The following is a 22,290-nucleotide window of genomic DNA, read 5'->3' as shown; positions in this document are numbered from 1 at the left end:
GTGCTTTTGGCGATGGTCCCGAGAACCCTTATGTTAGATAAGCCTTCGCGCCAAGGAACAGGAGGTCCCTTGCCCAGGCCTGCGCCCGCAAGTAACGTCGCGGAGTACTCCGTCTCCGAAATCTCCACCGCCATCAAGCGGACGATGGAGGACAATTTTGGCTTCGTGCGTGTGCGCGGGGAAGTGGGGCGGGTCTCGCGGCCGGCCTCGGGGCATGTCTATCTCGACCTGAAGGACGAGCGGGCGGTGCTCGCCGGGGTGATCTGGCGCAGCACGGCGTCGAAGCTGAAATTCAAGCCCGAGGAAGGGCTGGAGGTCATCGCCACAGGGCGCATTACGACCTATCCCGGCTCGTCGAAATACCAGATCGTTATCGAGGCACTGGAGCCTGCCGGCACTGGCGCGCTGATGGCGCTGCTGGAAGAGCGCAAGCGGAAGCTGGCGGCTGAAGGGCTGTTCGCCGAGGCGCGCAAGAAGGCACTGCCCTACCTCCCGCGCGTGATTGGGATTGTGACCTCGCCGAGCGGGGCGGTGATCCGCGACATGCTTCACGGCTTCGATGAGCGGTTTCCCAGCCATATCATTGTCTGGCCCGTGCGCGTGCAGGGCGAGACCTGCGCGGGCGAGGTGGCGGCGGCGGTGCGCGGCTTCAATGCGCTCGCGCCCGGCGATCCGTTGCCCCGGCCGGACTTGCTGATCGTCGCGCGCGGCGGCGGCAGTATCGAGGATCTTTGGGGTTTCAACGAAGAAGCGCCGGTGCGCGCTGTTGCAGCGAGCGACATTCCTGTGATTTCGGCCGTCGGCCATGAGACCGATTGGACGCTGATCGACCTGGTGGCGGATGCGCGCGCGCCAACCCCGACGAAGGCGGCCGAATGGGCCGTACCGCGGCGCTCCGACCTGCTGGCGCGTGTCGTCGAATTGCGGGACCGTCAACGGCTGGCGATCCAGCGCACCCTTGAGAGTCACCGGCGCGAGTTGCGCGGGCTGGCGCGTGGGCTTCCAAGGCTCACCGATCTGCTTTCGCTTCCGCGGCAGCGGTTCGATGCGGCGGCAGAGCGGCTGGCGCGGGCGCGCTATACCTATGTCGCGCAGCGGCGCGGCGAACTGCAGGCCTGGAGCGGGCGGTTGCGGCCCAGCCTTCTGACGCAGCGTACAGCGCAGGCGCGCGAGCGACTGGACGTTGTCAAAGGGCGCCTGTTACGCGCTCTCGCCGAGCGTGTTAGTCGTGAACGCCAGCAGTTGGCGGCATGGGCTGGACGTTTGCGGCCCGATCTGCTCACGCAGCGCACGGTCCAGGCGCGCGAGCGACTGGACGTGGCGACGGGGCGCCTGCGCCGGTCGACGGTCGCCACCGTCAAGCGCGAGCGGCAGCGGCTCGACGCGCAGGCCCAGCTTCTGCGCGCTCTGAGCCACAAGGGTGTTCTGGCGCGCGGCTTCGCGCTGGTCCGCGACGCGGAGGGGCACGCCGTACGCACGGCCGAAGCGGCGCAGGCCCTCACCCGCGTCGACATCGAATTTGCAGATGGCACGGTCGGCGCACATATCGAAGGCAAGGGGCAGAACCCCGCCAGAGCAGGCGGGCAGCGCGGTGCGTCGCGATCGGCTGGTCCGGCCAAACAGGGCAAGCTGCTTTGATCGCTCTCGCACTTTGGCGCGCGGCGCGTTATCGTGGTTGAAACGGCATCAGAACATCCCGGACCTGCATGAATCGTTACGAGAAATCCTTCGGTCTGACGAAAGAGGCGCGTCTGCGCTACGACGACGGGGAGTATCACGTTGTGATCCCCGGCGACTTCGTGCGCTGCGCCGTTACCGGCAAGCAAATCCCGCTTTCGGAGTTGCGTTACTGGAGCGTGGAGCACCAGGAGGCCTATGCCAGCGCGGCGATCTCGTTCCGCCGCTACCTGGAATTGATCGGCCATCCGCGCGCGAGCGAGTCGCCCGAGCCTTACGGCGACGAGGACTAAAAGACCTTGGCGAGCCGGGCGCAGGCATCGTGGCGCGGGCAGGTGACGAGGTGGTCGTTCACCATTCCGATCGACTGCATATAGGCGTAGGCCAGCGTTGGGCCGGTGAAGCGAAAGCCGCGCTCGCGCAGCGCGCGTGAAAGCCGCTCGCTCAGCGGCGTGACGGCAGGCACATTCGCCGGATCGGTGAAGCGGTTCTGGATCGCCTCGCCATCGACGAAATCCCACAGGAAATCAGCAAGCGTCGCGGTCTCGCGCAGGCGTAAATAGGCTCCTGCATTGTTGATCACCGCCTCGATCTTGCGCCGGTTGCGGATGATGCCCGGCTCGGCCATCAGCGCGTCGATCTTCTCCGGCCCGTAGCAGGCCACCGTCTCGGCGTCGAACCCGTCGAACGCGGCGTTGAACGCCTCGCGCTTGCGCAGGACGGTCAGCCACGACAGCCCGGCCTGAAACACCTCCAGACAGAGCTTTTCAAACAGGGCGGCGTCATCAGTTTTCGGCACGCCCCATTCCTCGTCGTGATAGGCGATGTAGAGCGGGTCGCTCGTCGTCCAGGCGCACTCAACGGTCCGCGGCGCGCTCATTCCGCCGGCACGGGGAAGTCGAACGCCGCCCAGTCCGGCCGCACCAGTTCCACCGGAATCTCGCCAGCCTTGATCGCCTCGCCGCGCGACAGCGCCTCGCCCGCGCGGTCGATGCGCACGAGCGCGAGGCCGCGGCCGCCGGCCACAGAGGTCAGCTTGCCAAGATTGGTCGAGCCCGCCGTCACGGCCGCGCCCGGCTCGGGCAGGCCCCGGCCGCGCACCGCAACGAAGCGTTTGCGCGCCGTGCCGCGGTGATGCATCCGCGAGACGACCTCCTGGCCGACATAACAGCCCTTATGGAAGTCGATGCCGCCGAGTTGGTCGATGCAGGCGTCATGCGCGAACACCTCGCCGGACTCGTAATCCTTGAAGCCCTCGGGCACGCCCTGCGAGATCCGGTGCGCTTCGTAGTCCGCCGGTTCCGCCAGGGCCCAGCCCTGCTTTTCGGCCGCCTGGCGCAGTTTGTCCTCGGACGCGATCAACCGCCGGCCCAGGCCTTCCGCGCGCGGATCGGCGAACGCGTGCCCGCCAGCGGGCGCGGCGGCCTCATCGGGCGCGTCCCAAAGGGCGGCAACGGCCAACTCTTCCGACTTGTCGGCGATCTCCACTTTCGACCGCAGCTTGTAAAAGCCAAGGCGGCGCGTGAGATCGGACAGGGCCGCGCGCGCGCAGTCCAGCAGATAGCCGCCCTCATGGCGCAGCACGAGGAAATCGAACAACACCTTGCCCTGCGGCGTCAGCAGCGCGGTGTAGGTCGCCTCACCCGGCTTCAGGTTCTCGATGTTCTGCGTGACGAGCCCGTGCAGGAACGGCGTCGCATCCTCCCCGGTGACGCTGATGACGCCGCGATCGGGCAGAATCGCCAAGCACCCGTTGTTCATGAACCGCTCTCCTCCCTTGAACCTTAGGGCATGATTGCGTAAGCGCTTCTGAGCATCAAGAGCGCGCTGCGCACTCGTAAACGTAAGTCAACCCATGACCTCCAGCTATGATCTCGTCGTCGTCAACGGAACCATCGTCAATCACGATGGCGTGTGGGAGGGCGACATAGGCGTGCGCGACGGCAAGATCGCCGGGCTGGGGCAGATCGGCGCGCAGGCGGGCGCGGAGGTGATCGATGCGCGCGGGCTGCATGTTTTGCCCGGCGTGATCGACAGCCATGTGCATTTCCGCGAACCGGGCGCGGAGCAGAAGGAAGACCTGGAGACCGGCAGCCGGGCTGCGGTGATGGGCGGCGTGACGACCGTCTTCGAGATGCCCAACACATCGCCGCCGACGACAACCGCCGAGGCGCTGGCCGACAAACTGCGCCGGGCCGAAGGGCGGATGTATTGCGACCATGCCTTCTACATCGGGGCGAGCCTGGAAAATCTGGGCGAACTGGCGACGCTGGAGCGGCTGCCCGGCGTGGCGGGGGTCAAGGTCTTTGCGGGCTCATCGACAGGTAACCTGCTGATCGCGGAGGAGCCGGACCTTGCGCGCGTGTTTGCGCGGATCACGCGGCGCACGGCGTTCCACAGCGAGGATGAGGCGCGGCTGACCGATCGGCTTGGCGAACGGCGGCCAGGCGATCCGGCCAGCCATCCGGTCTGGCGCGATCCGAAGGCGGCGCGCGACTGCACCGCGTTGCTGCTGCGGCTGGCGCGCGCGCATGGCAAGCGCATTCACATCCTGCATGTAACCACCGGCGACGAGATGCCGCTTCTGGCGGCAAACAAGGACGTGGCGACCGTGGAGGTCACGCCACACCACCTGACGCTGCAGGCGCCGGAGGATTATGAGCGGCTCGGCACGCAAGCGCAGATCAATCCGCCCGTCCGTGACGCGGCGCATCGTGCGGCGCTGTGGGCTGCGTTGGCTGACGGGACCGTGGACACGATCGGCTCCGATCATGCGCCGCACCTGCTCGATGAAAAGGCGCGGCGATACCCCGAGTCGCCGTCCGGAATGCCGGGCGTGCAGACGCTGGTGCCGGTGATGCTGGATCACGTCAATGCCGGGCGGCTGTCGCTGCAGCGCTTCGTCGACCTCGTTTGCCACGGGCCGCAGCGCGTCTACGGCATCGCGGGCAAGGGGAGGATTGCGGCGGGCTATGACGCGGATCTGACGCTGGTCGACATGGGACGCCGGGAAGAGATTACGGAAGATTGGCTTGCGAGCCGCTGCGGCTGGAGCCCCTACACGGGCAAGCAGGTGAAGGGCTGGCCGGTCGGTACGGTCGTCCGGGGGCAAGCCGTGATGCGTGATGGCGAACTGATAGCGCCACCAGCGGGCAAGCCCGCCCGCTTCCTTGAGGCGCTGCCGCCGGAAGGGGCAGGTTAGGTCATTGCGGGGCCCGCAGGGCCGAAGCAAAGCGGCGGCAGGGCGAGACGCCGGATTGCGTCGTCGCTGCGCGCCGGACTTCGGCTCCGCTTCGCTCGCAATGACTGCGTCCTACGAGCCGCGCCAGCTTACCCGCCCTCATAGAAAAAATGCCAGGTGCCGTCCGCGCCGATCCCGAGGCGGTAATGGTCGTAGCCGTCCTCAGCCATGCGCTCTGCCTCCTTCGGTGAGACGAGCCGGAAAAGCTCCACCTTCTCGGGCGGTGTCAGGTCGGTCACGCCGCGCGCGGCGAAATGCGGCCAGACATACATCTCCGTGTCCGGCTGCTTCGCGACGACGTAACCGCTGGTCAGGATCTCGATCAGCACCGCCATGATCTCCAGACCCGCCCCATCGCCGGAGATGTCGCGCCAATGCTTGAGCGGTTTGTCGACCTTCTCACCGGCCGACAGCACGGGCATGATTTCGTTGCGCTCCAGGACGTAGCGCATCTCCTCCAGATTGCCGGAGCTGGCCGCGCGCAGGATCGAGACACGCATGTCCTGCACCGGGGCGGGGAGGGCGGTTACATCCCGCTGAACCGGCGGGCGGGCATCATGTCGTGCCTTCGCACTCTCTTCGGCGAAAGCTGTGGGCGCGCCGGTCACGGCGAGGGTGATCGCTAGGCACAGCGCGCGGACTTCGTTAAGACACGAATCGTTGATTGGCATGGCGGGGAAAGCGTCGGCCTTGTCATCGGATGGTTAGACGCTTCTGTTATCTCCATGCGCTGATGAAAGCGCAAGGCGGGATTGCTGCGCTGAGCTATGGGCGGGGCCCAGAGAGTTCAGGGCCGAAGAGGCTATGATTTTTGAGACGGCATCGCTGGTGCAGACGGTCCTTTCCGAGACGCAGCTGATCGTGACCGGGCTGGTAATCGGGGTGATCGTCGCCGCGCCGGTCGGGCCGGTCAACGTCTTATGCATCCAGCGCACGCTGGAGCGTGGTTTCTGGGCTGGTGTCGCGGCTGGCTTTGGTGCCGTGCTTGGCGACGGGCTTATCGCTGCCGCCGCTGCGTTTGGCGTCACGGCCATCTCCAACGTCACGACCGATTATCGGACGACCATCCAACTGATCGGCGGGGCCATCCTGCTGTTGTTCGGTGTGCGGCTCTACTTCGCCGCGCCGCGCACCGGGGCGCAGGGGTCGCGTTGGGCTGAGCTTCGGCGGATCGCCGAGACCATCCCCGACATGTTCCGGCCGATGATGCGCTATCAGATCTGGCGCATCGTACCCCATGCCAGTGTGATCCCGCAGAGCTTCTTTCTGACGGTGACGAACCCCGGCGCAATCCTGGGAATGTTCGCGATCTTCGGCGGCCTTGGGTCGCTGACGGGCGGGCTCACGTCCTACCTGGAGGCGTTCACGCTGGTGCTTTCAGTGATGGGCGGCAGCCTGCTGTGGTGGATCGGTCTGTCCCACATCATTTCGATCGTCCGGCACAAGCTGGACGAGGACCGGCTCCAGCGCATCAACCAGATCGCGGGCGGCGTGCTGGTCGGATTCGGCGTCTTGCTAATCGGGCAGTTGATCGTGGCGTGAGCGTGCGGTTCAACGCGCGGCTTGTTCGAGAACCTGCCCCTTTCCGAATCGCGCCCTATTGCAGCCGGCGCTTGAGCGTGAACTCGCCGCGCTCCACGCGCGCTTTCAGGCCTTCGGCCATGCTGATGACCGCGCTCTCGCCATAGGTCTCGACAAGTTGGGAGAACGCCGCGAACAGCGCCGCGTTGGCAAGCACGCGGGGGTCGATGCCGTCGCCGCTGGCCTCGTCCCACGCCTCCGCGATATAGCGCAGCGCCTCGGTTTCTTCTGCCTCCAACTCCGGGGGCAGGCTTTCCAGCCGATCCTGTAACCAGCGCGTATCCACGGCTCACGCTCCATGACGTCGTCGCCACCGTGCAGCGAATTAGGCTTTACCCGCCGATTCGCGAACGGTAGCACGGCGAAGATGAACGCCGGCAGAATAGCGCTGCGCGCGTCTGCACGCATGGGTTGGTCAAATTAACGATTAATTCAGAAGATGTCGCACTGTGGTCAGCCCGCCGTATCGAGTATGCGCTTGGCGAGCGTCCGGCCTTCCTTCATCAGCCGCTCGATGGAGCGGCGTGCGAGATCGGTGCAGCGGCGGTAGGTCCGGCCATAGCCGCGATAGCCCTTGTTGAAGCTGCGCACGAGCTGCGCGCGGCGCAGTGCCGAGGCGCCTTCGGCGTCGACCAGCCCGCGCATCTGGTCGCGCCATTTCTGGCCCTCGTCGGCGCCGCACAGCGCGCGGAGATAGTGGACCGCACCGAGCACTTCAGCAAGCTGGAACAGTTCCTTGTCGTAAGGGCGGGAGTCCTTCCGCTGTGATGCGGCCTCGCCGGCCTCTTGGGCGTTCGCGACCGGCCCAGCGATGAGCACGATGCCAATCATCAGGCTCGCCAGCAGGCCAACGCGCCTTGTGTTGCCCTGTCCCATCATGCTCAAAGCGGTCCGCAAGGTCTGCATCCGGCATTATTGCGCCGGATGCGTTGATTTTCCGCGAAGGTTACGCCTGTGCGGCGTCTTCCTTCTTGATTTCCTTGCCGGTCTCCTGGTCGACCATCTTCATGGACAGGCGCACCTTGCCGCGGTCGTCAAACCCGAGCAGCTTCACATACACCTGGTCGCCTTCTTTCACGTAATCGCCGACCGATTTCGCGCGCTCTGCGGAAAGCTGGGAGATATGGACCAGGCCATCGCGCGAGCCGAAGAAGTTCACGAAGGCGCCGAAGTCAACGACCTTGACCACCTTGCCCTTGTAGATTTCGCCAACCTCCGGCTCGGACGTCATGCCCTTGATGCGGTTCATGGCGTCTGCGATCGACTGCTCGTTCGCCGCGGCGATCTTTACCGTGCCGTCGTCGCTGATGTCGATCTTGGCGCCGGTCTCCTCGACGATGGCGCGAATGACAGCACCGCCGGGGCCGATCACCTCGCGGATCTTGTCGGTCGGGATGTGGATGATCTCGATGCGCGGAGCATGCGCGCCCACGGCCGGTCGGGCTGCGTCGAGCGCCTTCTTCATCTCGTCGAGGATGTGCAGGCGTCCCTGCTTCGCCTGATCCAGCGCGACCTGCATGATGTCGCGGTTAATGCCGGTGATCTTGATGTCCATCTGTAGCGAGGTCACGCCGTCGGCGGTGCCGGCGACCTTGAAGTCCATGTCGCCGAGATGGTCCTCGTCGCCGATGATGTCGGAGAGAACGGCGAAGTCGTCGTCCTCCTTGATAAGGCCCATCGCGATGCCCGCCACCGGGCTCTTGATCGGGATGCCCGCATCCATCATCGCCAGCGACGAACCGCAGACCGTGGCCATGGACGATGAGCCGTTCGACTCGGTGATCTCCGAGACGATGCGCACCGTGTAGGGGAAAGCGTCCTGCGAGGGCATCATCGGGTGCAGCGCGCGCCAGGCAAGCTTGCCGTGGCCGATCTCGCGCCGTCCGGGGCTGCCGACGCGGCCCGTCTCACCAACCGAGAACGGCGGGAAGTTGTAGTGCAGCATGAAGGTTTCCTTGTACGTCCCCTCCAGCGCATCCACGAACTGCTCGTCCTCACCCGTGCCGAGCGTGGCGACAACCAGCGCTTGCGTCTCGCCGCGTGTGAACAGCGCCGAGCCGTGGGTGCGCGGCAGCACGCCGACTTCCGAGCTGATCGGCCGGACAGTGTCCAGATCGCGGCCGTCGATCCGCTTCTTCGTCTTGATGATGTCGCCGCGGACAACGTCCTTCTCGACCGATTTGAAGGCTTCGGAGACCGCCTGGGCGATCGTGCCATCGTCATCTTCGGGAACCAGCTCCGCCGTGACCTTCGCCTTGACTTCGGCAACCTTATCCTGCCGCGCGAGCTTCTCGCTGATCTTGTAGGCGCTGGACAGGTCCTCTTTCGCGAACTGGGCCACCTTGTTCTTGTACTCCGACTCGGCAGCCTCCGGCGCCTCCCACGGCTCCTTGGCGGCAGCTTCGGCCAGCTCGATGATCGCGTCGATGACCGGCTGGAAATGCTCGTGGCCGAACATGACGGCTTCGAGCATGGTCTCCTCCGGCAGCTCGGATGCTTCCGACTCGACCATCATCACCGCTTCGCCGGTGCCGGCCACGACGAGGTCCAGCTTGCTCTCGGCCATGTCGTCAAGCGACGGGTTCAAGACGAAGTCGCCCTCGATATGGCCTACGCGGGCTGCGCCGATCGGGCCGAGAAAGGGAATTCCGGAGAGCGTGAGCGCGGCCGAGGTCGCAATCATCGCGACAATGTCCGGGTCGTTTTCCATGTCATGGGAGAGGACCGTGGCGATGACCTGCGTCTCGTTCTTGAAGCCGTCGGCGAAGAGCGGACGAATCGGCCGGTCGATCAGGCGCGAAGTCAGCGTTTCCTTTTCGGTCGGCCGGCCTTCGCGCTTAAAAAAGCCGCCCGGGATCTTGCCGGCGGCGTAGGTTTTTTCCTGATAGTGAACGGTGAGCGGGAAGAAGTCCAAGCCCTTTGGCGGCTGTTTCTCGGCGACGACCGTTGCCAGTACGGAGGTCTCGCCGTACTGCACCATGACGGCGGCGTCTGCCTGACGGGCAATGCGGCCCGTTTCGAAGATGAGCGGACGTCCGCCCCAACTGATTTCCTTGCGATGTATGTCGAACATTGAGCTTCCAATTACCTTGGCCCGGCCGGACTGCCGGGCGCGAGTCTTTTGCTGTCTCTTGCGAGCATAGATGGTGTACCGCGATTTTGCTGTCCATCATAGAGCGAATTGGCCGCCGCCCGGAATCGCTCCCGGTGGGCGGCAGCTTCTCGCCTGGACAGGCCATGTTGTGGCGTCGCGTTTTGCCGTCAGCGGCGAATGCCGAGCCGCTGGATCAGGTCCAGATAACGCTGACGGTCCTTCGCCTTCACGTAATCAAGAAGGCGGCGGCGCTGGCTCACCAGCTTGAGAAGGCCGCGCCGCGAATGGTTGTCTTTCTTGTGCGTCTTGAAGTGCTCGGTCAGATTCGCAATGCGCTCGGTGAGCACTGCGACCTGCACTTCGGGAGACCCCGTGTCGTTCGGCTTGGTGCCGAATTCGTCGATGAGCGCCTTCTTGCGTTCCGGTGTAATCGACATCGTCAACTCCTCAATTCCGGTGGTTGTCCGCACGGCGAGCCGGGATGTCGTCCAGCAAGCGTGCAAGGGGTGAATGTGTCGAGAATGCGCGCTATGTCAAGCGCCGTTTCATTGGCTTACGGCACCGGCAGGTTGAAGACCCTTTCCGGCGTGAACTCGCCATGTGAGACCTCGCCCAGCGCGACGAGCGTACCGCGCGTGGTGGCAAAGGCCTTTGCGTTCAGGATCGGTGCATCGCGTCCGCGCAGCAATACGGCCTGACCGCGGCGCACGCGGGCCGCGTCCTGCTGCGATAGGCGGATTTCCGGCAGGGACGCAAGCGCCGTGTGGACCGGCGCGAGCAGATCCTGCAGCGCGCCCGGCTCGGCCTCTGCGGCGGATTCCACCTCGTCCAGCGTCACGGCCTCGTCGATGCGGAACGCGCCCACCCGCGTGCGCTCCAGTGCGCAGATATGGCCCAGGCAGCCCAGGGCCCGGCCCAGATCGCGGGCAATCGCGCGGACATAGGTGCCGCGGCCGCAATCGGCCTCGAACACGCAAGTGTCGCGGTCGGGGATCTCGACGATTTCCAGCCGGTGAACGTCCACCGTGCGCGAGCGCAACTCGAACGCTTCGCCCTCGCGCGCCAGATCATAGGCGCGCGCGCCCTCGACCTTCACCGCCGAGAAGCGCGGCGGCGTCTGTTCGATCTCACCGCGGAAGTCGTCCAGCGCGGCCTCGACCTGGTCGCGAGTGGGGCGCTTGTCGCTCTCCTCGACGATTTCGCCTTCGCTGTCGTCAGTGGTGGTTTCCGCGCCCCAGCAGACGGTGAAGCGGTAGCCCTTCTCGGAGTCCACGGCGTAAGGGACAGTTTTCGTGGCCTCGCCGAAGGCGATCGGCAGGACCCCGGTGGCCAGCGGGTCGAGCGTGCCGGCATGTCCGGCCTTGCGGGCATTGAACAGCCGCTTGACCTTGTTGAGTGCCGCGACCGAGGTCAGCCCGACCGGCTTGTTCAGCACCAGCCAGCCGTTGACCGCCGCGCGCTTGCTTCGTGATCCGCCCTTGATCGGTTTTGACGCCATGAGTTTCTGAAAATGTCTCGTGATTATCGTTTCGGCAGTCGCCGCTAGTCGAGGTCGCGCGCGACCTCGGGAGACCGCAGAATTGCGTCGATCCGCTCGCCCGTGTCAATCGACGTGTCCGCCGCGAACCGCAATTCGGGGACGTATTTCAGTTCGACGCGCCGGCCAAGCTCGCCCCGCAGGAACTTCTTGTGACGCGACAGCACTTCAAGTGCCTGCTTCATCTGGTCCTGTGCCGTCTGGACGTAGACCGTGGCGTGGCGCATGTCCGGGCTGGGCGAGACCTGCGAGATCGTAATGCGCAGCTCGTTAAGCTCCGGGTCCGCGATGTCGCCGCGCAGCAGAATATCCGCCAGCGTGTGCCGCAACAGCTCCCCGACGCGAAGCTGGCGCTGGGACGGGCCTTTTGCGGCCGAGCGTTTCGCCATTTCCGCCTCCATTGATCCGGTTTCGCCTCAGGCCAGCACGCCCAGGCGATAGGCATAGGCCGACAGGGCAAACGCCGCTGCGCTGAAGATGCCGGCGTTTCGCGTGGCGCGCCAGCGTGGGCGGTCGGCGCGTTCTGTATCATCGGCGAGACGCCACGACAGCGGGTAATAGGCCGCCTGCAGCACAAGCCCGGCGCCCAGCAGCCATACGCCCCAGATGCTGAGCGCCAAAAGCGCCACACCTGCCGAAAGGTAGATCACGCCGAAGGCCAGAAGAAACAGCACCTCCCAGCGGCCCGGCGCCGATTGCAGGCTGATTTGCGCGATCGCCCTGTCGAGCAGCCACTCCGTGCGAGCGGTGCGCAAAAGCAGAAAGCCGCCCAGGATATAGAACGCGCCGAGAAGGCGGATGATCCATTCCATGAGCGGCCAGCCTGATGGCGTCGAGGCGCGCCCGCCTTACAGCGAGCGTTCCACCTTCTCGACGCGGTAGCACTCGATGATGTCGCCCTTGCGGATGTCCTGGTAGTTCTCGAAGGACATGCCGCATTCCTGGCCGACCTGGACCTCTTTCACCTCGTCCTTGAAGCGCTTGAGCGTGGAGAGCTTGCCTTCGTGCACAACGACATTGTCGCGGATCAGGCGCACGCCCGCGCCGCGCTCCACCTTGCCTTCAGTCACGCGGCAACCGGCGACCTTGCCGACCTTGGTGATGTTGAACACCTCCAGGATTTCCGCGTTGCCGAGGAAGGTCTCGCGCAGGGTTGGCTCCAGCAGGCCGGACATGGCCGCCTTGATGTCATCGACCAGGTCATAGATCACGTTGTAATAGCGGATCTCGATGCCTTCCTGCCGCGCAGCCTGGCGGGCCTGCGCGTTGGCGCGGACGTTGAAGCCGACAACCGCCGCGTCCGAAGCCTTGGCCAGCGTTACGTCGGACTCGGTCACGCCGCCGACGCCGGCATGGACCACGCGCGCTTCGACCTCATCGGTGCCGAGTTTCTCGAGCGCGGATGTGATTGCCTCGACCGAGCCTTGCACATCGCCCTTGATGATGAGCGGGAACTCCTTGGCGCCTTCTTCGCCGAGCTGGCTCATCATCTTTTCGAGCGAGCCCCGCGTGCCGGCGCCGGCCGCCTTCACCTCGCGCAGCTTCCGCTGGCGGTAATCCGTGATCTCGCGGGCGCGCGCCTCGTTCTCGACGACCGCGAACTGGTCGCCCGCCTCCGGTGCGCTGTCGAGGCCGAGGATCTCGACCGGCTGCGATGGGCCGGCCTGTACGGTGTTTTCGCCACGATCGCTGATAAGTGCGCGGACCTTGCCCCAAGAGCGGCCGGCGACAACGACCTGACCGACCTTCAGCGTGCCACGCTGGACCAGAACGGTTGCCACGGGGCCGCGGCCGCGTTCGAGCTTCGCCTCGATCACGACACCCTCGGCCGGACGGTCCGGGTTGGCCTTAAGCTCGAGAAGCTCGGCCTGAAGCTGGATTGCCTCCAGCAGCTTGTCGAGGTTCATGTGCTTGAGCGCGGAGACTTCCACCTCAAGCGTCTCGCCCGACATGCTCTCGACGATCACCTCGTGCTGCAGCAGTTCGGTGCGCACGCGGTTCGGGTCGGAATCCGGCTTGTCGATCTTGTTGATCGCAACGACGATCGGCACACCGGCGGCCTTCGCGTGGTCGATGGCCTCGATCGTCTGCGGCATCACGCCGTCATCCGCTGCCACGACCAGCACGACTACGTCGGTGACCTTCGCGCCGCGCGCGCGCATCGACGTGAACGCGGCATGGCCCGGCGTGTCGATGAATGTCACCGGATGGCCGGACTCCGTCTCCACCTGGTAGGCGCCGATATGCTGGGTAATACCGCCAGCCTCGCCCGCGACGACGTTTTCCTTGCGCAACGCATCGAGTAGCGAGGTCTTGCCGTGGTCAACATGGCCCATGACCGTGACGACCGGGGCGCGCGGCTCGAGGTCTTCCTCGCGGTCCTCGCCGCCAAGGAAGCCTTCCTCCACGTCCGCCTCGGAGACGCGCTTCGGCGTATGCCCGAATTCAATGACAATCAGCTCGGCCAGATCAGCTTCGATCACGTCATTGATCTTGTGCATCTGGCCCTGCTTCATCAGGAACTTGATGACATCGACCGCACGCTCGGTCATGCGGTTGGCCAGCTCCTGAATCGTGATCGCCTCGGGAATCTGAACCTCGCGCTTGATCTTCTTGCCTTCCTCGCGCGCGGCAGCGGCCTGTTTCTTCTGGCGCTCGCGGTGACGGCGGAGGGAGGCAAGGCTGCGCTCGCGCTGATCGTCGTCGAGCGCGTTGGCAAGGGTCAGCTTCGAGCGGGCGCGGCGTTCCTCGCCGGCCGGGCGTTTGGGCGCAGGGCGCTGTTCGGCGCGGCCCTTCTTGCCACGGGCCTCGCCCTTGCCCTTGCGGGTTTCTTCCTCAGCTTCTTCGGCCGGTTTGGCAGGACGCTTGCGCGCTTCGGCCGGCGCCTCGGTCTCGGTCGCCGGAGCTTCTTCGGCGGCTTCGGCCTGCTGCACTTCAGTCTTGGCCTCGGCTTGGGCCGGCTCGGCTTCAGGCGCCTCGGCACCTTCCGGTGCCTGCGCTTCGGCCTCGGCGGCTTCGGCCTGTTTCCTGGCCTCTTCCTCCGCCTGGCGCTTGGCTTCCTCGGCCGCACGCTGACGTTCGCGCTCCGCCTCCTCGGCGGCGCGGCGTTCGCGTTCCTTGCGTTCGGCTTCCTCGCGCTTGCGAGCCTCGTTCAGTGCGCGAATACGGGCATCGCGCTCTTCCTCGGAAAGCTGGCGCAGGACGCGCTCGCTCTTTTCCGTCTGCTTGGCCTCGGCCTTGGGTTCTGCACGCGCCTCGCCATCGCCGCGCGCCTTGGTCTCGGCCGGTTTCTCGGCCGCGGGCGCCGCGGGTTTCGTGCTCTCGGCCTGCGGCGCGGGCGGCGCTGCCGTGCGCTTGCGCTTCTTCTCGACGAGCACCGACTTCGACCGGCCGTGGCTGAAACTTTGGCGCACGCGTCCCTGCTCGACGGATTTGCCGAGATTCAGGGTCATCGTCTTGCGCGATGTGCGCTTGTTGCCGCTTTCGGTCTCTTTGGTATCGCTCATTCAGTATCCTGTTTCGCCGGTTCTGCGTTTCCGGCCGATGTTTCGCCCCTCGAAGGACCGCCTGTTTGCGCGATCCCGTCTCCTGTGAACTGACACAGCCGCATCGCTGCCGCAATGAAGCTGGTACCGGCGCCACCCTGCAAGGCCGCGGCATGGTTGACGTTGTCCCGCCCGAGCGCCTGGCTCAAGACCTCCAAAGGGAACCGGAAAATCCGTACGGCGCGCGCTTTGTCTTCATCGCCGCCCTGCGCGATGAATTTCCGATCAAGGCGCCGACAGCCATCCGGCGCGGCCTCCTCGGCATGGATCAGCGCGGCGGCTTTGCCCTTGTCTATCGCCTGAGCGACCTTTGCAAAACCCGCCACCGCCTGTCCAGCCTTATTCGCCAGTGACAGACGGTTCAGCGCGTCCCGTCGCAGCGCATCCTCTACACGATCCGGCAGTTCTGCCGGCACCTGTACATTTCGGCGCAGCGAACGGTTGAAGGCCTTACGCTTCACCGCTTCGGCCAGGATCGGCTTCGATGCCGTGATCCAGACACCGCGCCCTGGCAGTTTCCGCTTCAGATCGAAACAGATGACGCCATCGGCATCAGCGACGAAGCGCAACAGTTCATGTTCAGGGCGCGTTTCGCGTGTGACGGCGCAGCGCCTTGTGACTTCACGACTAGATATAGCGCGTTCCGCCACCGAATTCACCCTTTCTCTCAGCCCTCCGCTACAGTTTTTGCTTCGGATTCATCTTCTTCTGCCGCGGCTTCGGCCTCCGCTTGGGCTTCGGCGGCGCGGCGATCGGCTTCGAGTTCTTCCTCGGTGAACCAGCCCGCTGCCACACGCGCGCGCATGATCAGGTCTTCCGCCTCCTCGCGGCCCAGGTCGAAGTTTTCGAGCGGACCGGGGATGTGCTGGCGCCCCTCTTCGGTGCGCTCGTCATAGCCGAGCAGGTCATCGGCCGCGCAATCGGCGACGTCTTCCACCGTCTTGATGTCGTTTTCGCCCAGCGCGACCAGCATCGCGGTGTTCAGATGTGGCAATTCGGCAACAGCATCCGCCACGCCAAGCTCCTTCCGGCGCTCATCGAGTTCGGCCTCGCGCCGTTCCAGATACTCGCGCGCGCGGTCCTGGATCTCCTGTGCGGTGTCCTCGTCGAAGCCCTCGATGCCCGAGATTTCGTCCAGCTCGACATAGGCGATCTCTTCGATGCTTGCGAAGCCCTCCGAAGCCAGAAGCTGGGCGATGACCTCGTCCACGTCCAGCGCGTCCATGAAGGCCTGCGTCCGCTCGGCAAACTCCTTCTGCCGGCGCTCCGCCTCTTCCGCCTCGGTCATGATGTCGATGTCCCAGCCGGTGAGCTGCGAAGCGAGGCGCACGTTCTGGCCGCGCCGGCCGATCGCCAGGCTGAGCTGGTCGTCGGGTACCACGACCTCGATGCGTTCGGCCTCCTCGTCGAGCACGACCTTGACTACCTCGGCAGGCGCAAGCGCATTTACGATGAAGGTCGCGGCATCGGGCGACCACTGGATGATGTCGATCTTCTCGCCCTGAAGCTCGTTCACGACTGCCTGCACGCGGCTGCCGCGCATGCCGACACAGGCACCGACCGGGTCGATCGAGGAGTCATGCGAGACGACGGCGATCTTGGCGCGGCTGCCAGGGTCGCGCGCGACCGACTTGATCTCGACGACGCCGTCATAAATTTCCGGCACTTCCTGCATGAACAGCTTGGCCATGAACTCCGGCCGCGTCCGCGACAGGAAAATCTGCGGGCCGCGAGTCTCCGGGCGCACGTCGTATATATAGGCGCGGACGCGGTCGCCGTATTTGAACTGCTCACGCGGCAGGGTCTCGTCGCGGCGGATGATCGCTTCGGCGCGGCCCAGATCGACGATCACGTTGCCGTATTCGACGCGCTTGATGACGCCGTTGACGATCTCGCCGATGCGATCCTTGTATTCTTCGTACTGGCGCTCGCGCTCAGCCTGGCGGACCTTCTGGACGATGACCTGTTTCGCGCTCTGCGCGGCGACGCGGCCGAAATCGAGCGGCGGCAGCGGCTCGGCAATATAGTCGTCGATCTCGGCTTCCGGGTTGCGGGCGCGGGCCTCTTCCAGAGAAATTTCGGTCGAGTCGTCCTCGACCTCCTCAACCACGCGCAAAAGCCGCGCCAGGCGGGTCTCGCCCGTTTTCGGGTCGATCTCCGCGCGGATCTCGCTGTCCGCACCGTAGCGCGCGCGGGCCGCCTTCTGGATGGCGTCCTCCATCGCGGAGATGACCAGTTCGCGGTCGATCTGTTTTTCGCGCGCGACCGCATCGGCGATCTGCAGCAGTTCGAGCCGGTTCGCGCTTACACCTTGCTGTGACATTTACGTTTGCTCCACTCAAGAAAAGCTCAAGTTCATTCCGTTTCCGCGCCGTTCGGCGCGTCCGATCCATCATCGTCGCTGCCCATGCGGCGCGCTTTCGAGGCGGCCATCAGTGCGTCAGTCATGACGAGCTTGGCGCTCTCGATCAGCGAGACCGGGAAGCCGAGGATGTCGGGTTCGCTCTTTCCCTCCAGCGTCACGGCGAGCCGCACTTCGTCCGTGGTCTCGTCATACCCGTCGATCACGCCGCGGAACCGCTTGCGTCCATCCACCGGCTCTCGAAGCATGACCTTGGCCTCATGGCCTGCCCATTCATCGAAGTCCGATGGGCGCACCAACGGTCTGTCGATCCCCGGCGAGGAGACTTCCAGATTGTACCGCCCCGGGATTGGGTCATGCGCGTCCAGAAGCGGTGAGATCGCGCGGCTTGCGTCCGCACAGTCCTCGACTGTCACCTCGCCTTCGGTGCGATCGACCATGACCTGCACCGTCCCGCCGTCGCGTCCGGAAACCAGCACCCGTACCAGCCGCAGCCCCAGGTCCTCCAGCACCGGCTCGGCCAGCGCAGCGACCTCCGCAGCCGCGCCAGTCTCCTCCACGAAGCGGCGCTCCGTACGGGTTGAGCTTGCGTTGTCGGCCTGACGTGTCGCCAAGGAAACCGTCTCCTGTGGTGATACAAATCGGCGATTGCTGCCGGGGCCACAAACAAAAAGAGCGGACCCCGTCAAGGAGCCCACCCGCCGGTTCCGATCGGTGGAAACTTGCATTCAAGGTAGGCGAAGCCGCGCGAATATGCAACGGCTGCGCGGTATTTATCTTGGCAAAATTGTGGGCGGTTCAGGTATTTGCGAATTCAGCGCCGGCGAAACCGGAAATAGGCGCAAGCCCGGCCAGCGGCGATCGCCTTGGCCTCGTAGCGGGTTTGCGGCCAGTCGTCGGGGCGCTCGCGCCAGTCCCTCGGGCGCTGTGCCGTCCACGCGAAGGACCCTTCGCGCATGAAGGCCAGCAGCGCCGTGCGGGCATAATCGCCGATGTCGGTGGCGAAGCGAAGTTCCCCGCCGGGCTGCATCACGCGCGCCAAAGCGGCGATGTTCTCTTCCCGCAGGAAGCGGCGCTTGCGGTGGCGTCGCTTCGGCCACGGATCGGGGAACAGGATGAAGGCGCGCGCGATGGATGCCTCGGGCAGCCAGGAGAGCAGATCGCGCGCGTCGTCCGGGTGAACTGCGACGTTGCGCAGGTCATGCGTCTCTACGGCCGTCAGGACCTTCGCAACCCCGTTGATGTAGGGTTCGCATCCGAGCAGCCCGGCATGCGGGTTGGCGCGGGCTTGCCAGAGCAGATGCTCGCCCGCGCCGAAGCCGATCTCCAGCCAGACCTCGCTGACCGGCGCCGCAAACAGCGTCGTCAGCGGGTCGGGCGGCGGCTGCGACAGGTCGGGCTGCAAGCGCGGGAGCAACTCATCGACGAGCCGACTTTGGCGCAGCGAGAGCTTGTGCCCCTTGCGCCGGCCGAAACTGCGTTCGCCGAGTGGCTGGCGGTCGCTTGCGGACATGGTCGCAGCCGGGGCGCCCGGCGGGTTAGCTCAGCGCGGCCTTGAGCGGTTCCACGAGGTCGAGCTTCTCCCAGGAGAAACCGCCATCCGGCTCCGGATCGCGGCCAAAGTGGCCATAGGCGGCCGTGCGCTTGTAGATCGGCCGGCCAAGCTGCAGGTGGTTGAAGATGCCACGCGGGCTCAGGTCGATGACCTCGCGGATTGCCGCATCGAGCTTCAGTTCATCCACGTTGCCCGTGCCGTGCAGATCGGCGTAGATCGCCAGCGGCTTGGCCACGCCGATCGCATAGGCGAGCTGGATCGTGCACTTCTCGGCCAGCCCGGCCGCGACAACGTTCTTGGCCACGTAGCGCGCGGCGTAGGCCGCCGAGCGGTCCACCTTTGAAGGGTCCTTGCCCGAGAACGCGCCGCCGCCATGCAGCGCCGCGCCGCCATAGGTGTCGACGATCACCTTGCGGCCGGTCAGGCCCGCGTCGCCTTCCGGTCCGCCGATCACGAAGCGGCCGGTCGGGTTGACGTAGAAATGCGCTTCGTCCGGCATCCAACCGGGCGGAAGCACTTCCTCCACGAAGCTGCGGGCGATTTCGCGCACGCGCTCGTTGGTGGCTTCCTCGGTGTGCTGCGTGGAGACAACAACGGACTGCGCGCGGACCGGCCTGCCGTCCTCATATTCCAGCGTCACCTGGCTCTTGGCATCCGGGCCGAGTTCCGGGATGCGGCCAGAGTGGCGCGCCTTGGACATGTTCAGCAGGATCTTGTTGGCATAGTCGATCGGCGCTGGCATCAGCGAGTCGGTCTCGTTGCAGGCGTAGCCGAACATGATGCCCTGGTCGCCGGCGCCCTGGTCTTCTTCCTTGTCGCGGTCGACGCCCATGGCGATGTCCGCGGACTGCTCATGGACGTAGCAGGAGACCTCGGCGTCGCGCCAATGGAAGCCAGCTTGCTCGTAGCCGATCTCGCGCACGGTCTCCCGTGCGAGCCTGACCAGCGTGTCATGATCGATTTCCTCTGGCCCCTTGGTCTCGCCCAACAGAATGATGCGATTCGTGGTGACGGCCGTCTCGCAAGCAACGCGCGATCCGGGATCAGCGGCGAGAAATGCATCGACAACGGCGTCAGAAATCTGGTCGCAGACCTTGTCGGGATGGCCTTCCGAAACCGATTCGCTCGTGAAGAGATAGTTCCTGTGACTCACACGGACCTCCTTGAAAGCTACTCGGACGGGCAGACGTGAAAATCCATGAACCTGACGCCCGCCGTGCCAGGCCCAAAAAGCGGCAGCAGCGCACAACGCGCCGCGCCTAGCGGGTCAATGGTGCTTGATCAGCCGGCCTCGTCCTGCTCGGCGTCGGCCATGGCGCGGACCATATCGACGATCGATTTGCGGACCTTCGGGTCCTTGATCCGAACGAATGCCCTGTTGAGTTCGACGCCTTCGCGGCTATCGAGGAAGTCCATCACGTAGGACTCCGAATTCGGTTCGGCAAATCCGGCGGCTTGAGCACCCTGCGCGGGTGCCTCAAGGCCCTCGAAGAAGAAGCCGACGGGCACGTTCAGGACCTCGGCAAGCTGGAACAGGCGGCTGGCCCCGATCCGGTTTGTGCCCTTTTCATATTTTTGGATCTGCTGGAATGTCAAATTCATTTGCTCGCCGAGGCGCTCCTGACTCATGCCGATGAACATGCGTCGCAGCCTGACGCGGCTGCCGACATGCACGTCGATATGATGCGGCTTGCGGGCGGCGACAGTCGTCCGCTCATCCGCTGCTGGCAGAGCCTCTGTCATTTCTGCTGTTGTCTTTTTGGCCGTGTAGCCGGCCTGCGCCTCGCGATCACGCGCCATTCCTCTTTCCCCCACACTCGTTAGTGCCCAGCGCTACTGTACACAATTTCACGGTTGTAGATAGCCCGGAATACAGCGTCAACTGATCGTTAAGGCTAGAAGCCCGTTTCGACGCGATTCTGGTTAAGCGCTGTGGCGGATTCAGGCGCCGAATCGGCGGCCGCGCGCCGGTGTCAGCAGCTGCAGGGCCAGGGCCAGGCTCAGGCCGGCAATGGCAATCGCCCAATGGATGAGAGCGCCTGCGCGAGCGTAAAGCGGCTCTCCGACCGCGGCCGGGAGAGCAGTGTCCATTGCCCCCATGCTGCCCAGCGCCAGCCGCTTGCGCAGCGTCCCGCGCGGGCCGATCACGGCTGAAATTCCGGTGTTGGCCGCGCGGATGACCGGCAGCCCTTCCTCGACAGCGCGCATCCGTGCCTGATGTAGGTGTTGATACGGGCCTGCCGTCTCGCCGAACCAGGAATCGTCGGTCACGTTCAGCAGCCAGGCGGGACGATTTTTTGGCGTGACCGCGCCGGGGAAGATGATTTCGTAGCAGATCAGGGGCGTGAACAGCGGCAGACCCGCCAGCTCCAGATTTCTCGGACCCTGGCCAGCCGCGAAGCCGCCCGGCAGGTTGGTAAGCTGGCGGATGCCGACGGCCTCCAGCGTCTCCTGAAACGGCAGATATTCGCCGAACGGAACCAGATGCGATTTATCGGCGGTTGTGATCACCGCGCCGCGGTCATCGATCGCCAGAATGCTGTTATAAACGTCTGACACGACACGCTCGCCCGCGCCGTTGGTTACGGTCTCGGCGCGGTTCGCGCCTGTGATCAGCATCGCCTCCGGCGGCAGCAGCCGGTCGAAAGCTTCACGCTGACTCTCCTTCGCGATGTCGTCGTCGAACAGGTAGACGAAGGGCAGGGCGGCCTCCGGCCAGATGACATGCGTGACACCGGACCCGGCCAGCGAGACGCCGCCCCGGCTCAGGCGCAGGTAGCGCTGGAAAATCCAGTCGCGCGCCTCCGGCTTCCACTTGTCGGCCTGCGGGATGTTGGCCTGCACGATGCGCAGCTTCGGCCCCGCCACGTCCGGTGGCAGGGGTTGCGCGAGGCGCCACCAGCCCCATCCCGCCATCCCGGCGAGCAGCAGCACCGCGAGCGCGGGCATGAGATAGCGAAGGGCCCGGCCGGTCCGGTCGGTCAGCGTCGCCGGCGCGGCGAAGACCAGGACGGCGAAAAAGCTCAGGCCGTAGACGCCAACGAGCGCCCCTGCCTGCATGAGCGTCTCCGGCGCGGCCAGGGTGTAGCCGATTGCGTTCCAGGGAAAGCCGGTGAGAATGTGCCCGCGCAGCAGTTCCACCGCGAAAAAGGCCAGTGCGAAGAAGAAGAGTCGCGCCGGCCCCGGTCTCCACACTGCGCTCGCCATGGCCAGGCCCAGCGCGTAGAACAGGGCCAGCCCGGCGGGCATGACAAGTATGCCCAGCGGGGACATCCACGCGAATCGGTCGGCCTGCACGAAGAAGGCGAAGCCGATCCAGTAGAGACTGGCCAAGAAATAGCCGAAGCCGAAGCACCAGCCGAGAATCGCCGCGCTGCGCAGGCGGGCGGCAAAGGTCGGCGCGCGCGCGACGATGCCATCCAGCAGCCAGGCGAGTACCGGCAGCGTGGCAAACATCACCGGCCAAAGATGCAGCGGTGCCAGCGCCAGCGTGGAGATGCCGCCCACGGCGAAGGCGACAAGATTGCGCCGCCAGCCCGCGAGCGTGCGCACGCCGGTTTCCAGCCGGTGGTCGCGCACCGCCCTGGTTTCTGCGACGCGCTTTGCTTCGGCGGATGTCTCCGCGGTGTCGCGCCCGGCGTGCGTGTTCAGCATGTGCCGATCCCTCCGTTGCGTGCGTGATCCTGTCCGGAAATGCG

At 65.3% G+C, this 22,290-nt stretch carries 22 protein-coding genes; 4 read left to right on the top strand and 18 right to left on the bottom strand.

The annotated features are described in order from the left end of the window. The first annotated feature begins 30 nt into the window (after positions 1-30). Both xseA and BXY53_RS12050 read left to right on the top strand, forming a co-directional pair. Positions 31-1,638, top strand: coding sequence for an exodeoxyribonuclease VII large subunit (xseA, locus tag BXY53_RS12055; RefSeq protein ID WP_119062357.1), 1,608 nt, complete (start codon positions 31-33; stop codon positions 1,636-1,638). Positions 1,639-1,706: 68 nt separating this feature from the next. After that, positions 1,707-1,970, top strand: coding sequence for a DUF2093 domain-containing protein (locus tag BXY53_RS12050; RefSeq protein ID WP_119062252.1), 264 nt, complete (start codon positions 1,707-1,709; stop codon positions 1,968-1,970). Here BXY53_RS12050 and BXY53_RS12045 read toward each other — a convergent pair. Continuing rightward, positions 1,967-2,557, bottom strand: coding sequence for a DNA-3-methyladenine glycosylase I (locus tag BXY53_RS12045; protein WP_119062251.1), 591 nt, complete (start codon positions 2,555-2,557; stop codon positions 1,967-1,969). The two genes, BXY53_RS12050 and BXY53_RS12045, sit on opposite strands and share 4 nt — an antisense overlap. Continuing rightward, positions 2,554-3,438 (bottom strand): CAF17-like 4Fe-4S cluster assembly/insertion protein YgfZ, encoded by an 885-nt coding sequence (ygfZ, locus tag BXY53_RS12040; RefSeq protein WP_119062250.1) that lies wholly within the window; start codon positions 3,436-3,438, stop codon positions 2,554-2,556. The genes BXY53_RS12045 and ygfZ overlap by 4 nt, the downstream gene beginning before the upstream one ends. Before the next feature lie 94 nt (positions 3,439-3,532). Between ygfZ and BXY53_RS12035 the strand changes: the two genes are divergently transcribed. Continuing rightward, positions 3,533-4,879, top strand: a complete 1,347-nt coding sequence (locus tag BXY53_RS12035; RefSeq protein WP_119062249.1) for a dihydroorotase — start codon at positions 3,533-3,535, stop codon at positions 4,877-4,879. 128 nt (positions 4,880-5,007) lie between these two features. On the opposite strand, the gene BXY53_RS12030 is transcribed toward BXY53_RS12035, so the two are convergent. Next, the gene (locus BXY53_RS12030) at positions 5,008-5,589 is read right to left on the bottom strand and encodes a hypothetical protein (RefSeq protein ID WP_119062248.1); all 582 of its coding nucleotides are present in this window, start codon (positions 5,587-5,589) and stop codon (positions 5,008-5,010) included. A gap of 133 nt (positions 5,590-5,722) precedes the next feature. On the opposite strand from BXY53_RS12030, the gene BXY53_RS12025 reads away from it, so the two are divergent. Beyond that, the gene (locus BXY53_RS12025) at positions 5,723-6,460 is read left to right on the top strand and encodes a LysE family translocator (RefSeq protein ID WP_119062247.1); all 738 of its coding nucleotides are present in this window, start codon (positions 5,723-5,725) and stop codon (positions 6,458-6,460) included. A gap of 55 nt (positions 6,461-6,515) precedes the next feature. Here BXY53_RS12025 and BXY53_RS12020 read toward each other — a convergent pair whose 3' ends face one another. The 15 genes from BXY53_RS12020 to lnt all read right to left on the bottom strand — a co-directional run bounded on the left by BXY53_RS12020 (position 6,516) and on the right by lnt (position 22,246). After that, complete coding sequence (locus BXY53_RS12020) at positions 6,516-6,785, bottom strand: hypothetical protein (protein WP_119062246.1); 270 nt, start codon at positions 6,783-6,785, stop codon at positions 6,516-6,518. A gap of 167 nt (positions 6,786-6,952) precedes the next feature. Next, entirely contained in the window at positions 6,953-7,396 is a 444-nt protein-coding gene (locus tag BXY53_RS12015) for a TIGR02301 family protein (RefSeq protein ID WP_245410460.1), read from the bottom strand. Between the two features lie 49 nt (positions 7,397-7,445). Further along, complete coding sequence (gene pnp / locus BXY53_RS12010; RefSeq protein WP_119062245.1) at positions 7,446-9,572, bottom strand: polyribonucleotide nucleotidyltransferase; 2,127 nt, start codon at positions 9,570-9,572, stop codon at positions 7,446-7,448. A 188-nt stretch (positions 9,573-9,760) separates the two neighbouring features. Beyond that, positions 9,761-10,030, bottom strand: a complete 270-nt coding sequence (gene rpsO, locus BXY53_RS12005) for a 30S ribosomal protein S15 (RefSeq protein WP_119062244.1) — start codon at positions 10,028-10,030, stop codon at positions 9,761-9,763. A 116-nt stretch (positions 10,031-10,146) separates the two neighbouring features. Continuing rightward, the gene (truB, locus tag BXY53_RS12000; RefSeq protein ID WP_119062243.1) at positions 10,147-11,091 is read right to left on the bottom strand and encodes a tRNA pseudouridine(55) synthase TruB; all 945 of its coding nucleotides are present in this window, start codon (positions 11,089-11,091) and stop codon (positions 10,147-10,149) included. Positions 11,092-11,135: 44 nt separating this feature from the next. Further along, the gene (rbfA, locus tag BXY53_RS11995; RefSeq protein ID WP_119062355.1) at positions 11,136-11,519 is read right to left on the bottom strand and encodes a 30S ribosome-binding factor RbfA; all 384 of its coding nucleotides are present in this window, start codon (positions 11,517-11,519) and stop codon (positions 11,136-11,138) included. Positions 11,520-11,546: 27 nt separating this feature from the next. Continuing rightward, the gene (locus tag BXY53_RS11990; RefSeq protein WP_119062242.1) at positions 11,547-11,942 is read right to left on the bottom strand and encodes a hypothetical protein; all 396 of its coding nucleotides are present in this window, start codon (positions 11,940-11,942) and stop codon (positions 11,547-11,549) included. Between the two features lie 36 nt (positions 11,943-11,978). Further along, entirely contained in the window at positions 11,979-14,636 is a 2,658-nt protein-coding gene (gene infB / locus BXY53_RS11985) for a translation initiation factor IF-2 (RefSeq protein ID WP_119062241.1), read from the bottom strand. Further along, the gene (locus tag BXY53_RS11980) at positions 14,633-15,325 is read right to left on the bottom strand and encodes an RNA-binding protein (protein WP_170144442.1); all 693 of its coding nucleotides are present in this window, start codon (positions 15,323-15,325) and stop codon (positions 14,633-14,635) included. The genes infB and BXY53_RS11980 overlap by 4 nt, the downstream gene beginning before the upstream one ends. A 17-nt stretch (positions 15,326-15,342) precedes the next feature. Further along, on the bottom strand, positions 15,343-16,998 hold the full coding sequence (gene nusA / locus BXY53_RS11975; protein ID WP_119062239.1) for a transcription termination factor NusA: 1,656 nt from the start codon (positions 16,996-16,998) through the stop codon (positions 15,343-15,345). 32 nt (positions 16,999-17,030) lie between these two features. Then, positions 17,031-17,651 (bottom strand): ribosome maturation factor RimP, encoded by a 621-nt coding sequence (gene rimP / locus BXY53_RS11970; protein WP_245410459.1) that lies wholly within the window; start codon positions 17,649-17,651, stop codon positions 17,031-17,033. A 200-nt stretch (positions 17,652-17,851) separates the two neighbouring features. Next, a complete protein-coding gene (gene trmB / locus BXY53_RS11965; protein WP_119062237.1) occupies positions 17,852-18,550 on the bottom strand; it encodes a tRNA (guanine(46)-N(7))-methyltransferase TrmB in 699 nt (232 codons plus the stop codon). 25 nt (positions 18,551-18,575) lie between these two features. Further along, positions 18,576-19,745: a methionine adenosyltransferase gene (gene metK / locus BXY53_RS11960; protein WP_119062236.1), complete on the bottom strand. Its 1,170-nt coding sequence runs from the start codon at positions 19,743-19,745 to the stop codon at positions 18,576-18,578. Between the two features lie 128 nt (positions 19,746-19,873). Continuing rightward, positions 19,874-20,335 (bottom strand): helix-turn-helix domain-containing protein, encoded by a 462-nt coding sequence (locus tag BXY53_RS11955; RefSeq protein ID WP_119062354.1) that lies wholly within the window; start codon positions 20,333-20,335, stop codon positions 19,874-19,876. 198 nt (positions 20,336-20,533) lie between these two features. Next, positions 20,534-22,246: an apolipoprotein N-acyltransferase gene (gene lnt / locus BXY53_RS11950; RefSeq protein ID WP_119062235.1), complete on the bottom strand. Its 1,713-nt coding sequence runs from the start codon at positions 22,244-22,246 to the stop codon at positions 20,534-20,536. Between the last annotated feature and the right edge of the window lie 44 nt (positions 22,247-22,290).

It is taken from the genome of Dichotomicrobium thermohalophilum, assembly GCF_003550175.1.
Lineage (GTDB): Bacteria > Pseudomonadota > Alphaproteobacteria > Rhizobiales > Rhodomicrobiaceae > Dichotomicrobium > Dichotomicrobium thermohalophilum.
Note: the sequence above shows the minus strand (reverse complement) of the source record. Positions and strands in the feature narration are given on the sequence as shown.

Bases quoted from the DNA above. Each gene is read 5' to 3' on its own strand.
- BXY53_RS11990 (WP_119062242.1), bottom strand. From the start codon at position 11,942: ATGGAATGGATCATCCGCCTTCTCGGCGCGTTCTATATCCTGGGCGGC.
- infB (WP_119062241.1), bottom strand. From the start codon at position 14,636: ATGAGCGATACCAAAGAGACCGAAAGCGGCAACAAGCGCACATCGCGC.
- BXY53_RS12050 (WP_119062252.1), top strand. From the start codon at position 1,707: ATGAATCGTTACGAGAAATCCTTCGGTCTGACGAAAGAGGCGCGTCTG.
- xseA (WP_119062357.1), top strand. From the start codon at position 31: ATGTTAGATAAGCCTTCGCGCCAAGGAACAGGAGGTCCCTTGCCCAGG.
- truB (WP_119062243.1), bottom strand. From the start codon at position 11,091: ATGGCGTCAAAACCGATCAAGGGCGGATCACGAAGCAAGCGCGCGGCG.
- BXY53_RS12045 (WP_119062251.1), bottom strand. From the start codon at position 2,557: ATGAGCGCGCCGCGGACCGTTGAGTGCGCCTGGACGACGAGCGACCCG.
- pnp (WP_119062245.1), bottom strand. From the start codon at position 9,572: ATGTTCGACATACATCGCAAGGAAATCAGTTGGGGCGGACGTCCGCTC.
- rbfA (WP_119062355.1), bottom strand. From the start codon at position 11,519: ATGGCGAAACGCTCGGCCGCAAAAGGCCCGTCCCAGCGCCAGCTTCGC.
- BXY53_RS11955 (WP_119062354.1), bottom strand. From the start codon at position 20,335: ATGACAGAGGCTCTGCCAGCAGCGGATGAGCGGACGACTGTCGCCGCC.
- nusA (WP_119062239.1), bottom strand. From the start codon at position 16,998: ATGTCACAGCAAGGTGTAAGCGCGAACCGGCTCGAACTGCTGCAGATC.
- trmB (WP_119062237.1), bottom strand. From the start codon at position 18,550: ATGTCCGCAAGCGACCGCCAGCCACTCGGCGAACGCAGTTTCGGCCGG.
- BXY53_RS12035 (WP_119062249.1), top strand. From the start codon at position 3,533: ATGACCTCCAGCTATGATCTCGTCGTCGTCAACGGAACCATCGTCAAT.
- BXY53_RS12030 (WP_119062248.1), bottom strand. From the start codon at position 5,589: ATGCCAATCAACGATTCGTGTCTTAACGAAGTCCGCGCGCTGTGCCTA.
- rpsO (WP_119062244.1), bottom strand. From the start codon at position 10,030: ATGTCGATTACACCGGAACGCAAGAAGGCGCTCATCGACGAATTCGGC.
- lnt (WP_119062235.1), bottom strand. From the start codon at position 22,246: ATGCTGAACACGCACGCCGGGCGCGACACCGCGGAGACATCCGCCGAA.
- ygfZ (WP_119062250.1), bottom strand. From the start codon at position 3,438: ATGAACAACGGGTGCTTGGCGATTCTGCCCGATCGCGGCGTCATCAGC.
- BXY53_RS12025 (WP_119062247.1), top strand. From the start codon at position 5,723: ATGATTTTTGAGACGGCATCGCTGGTGCAGACGGTCCTTTCCGAGACG.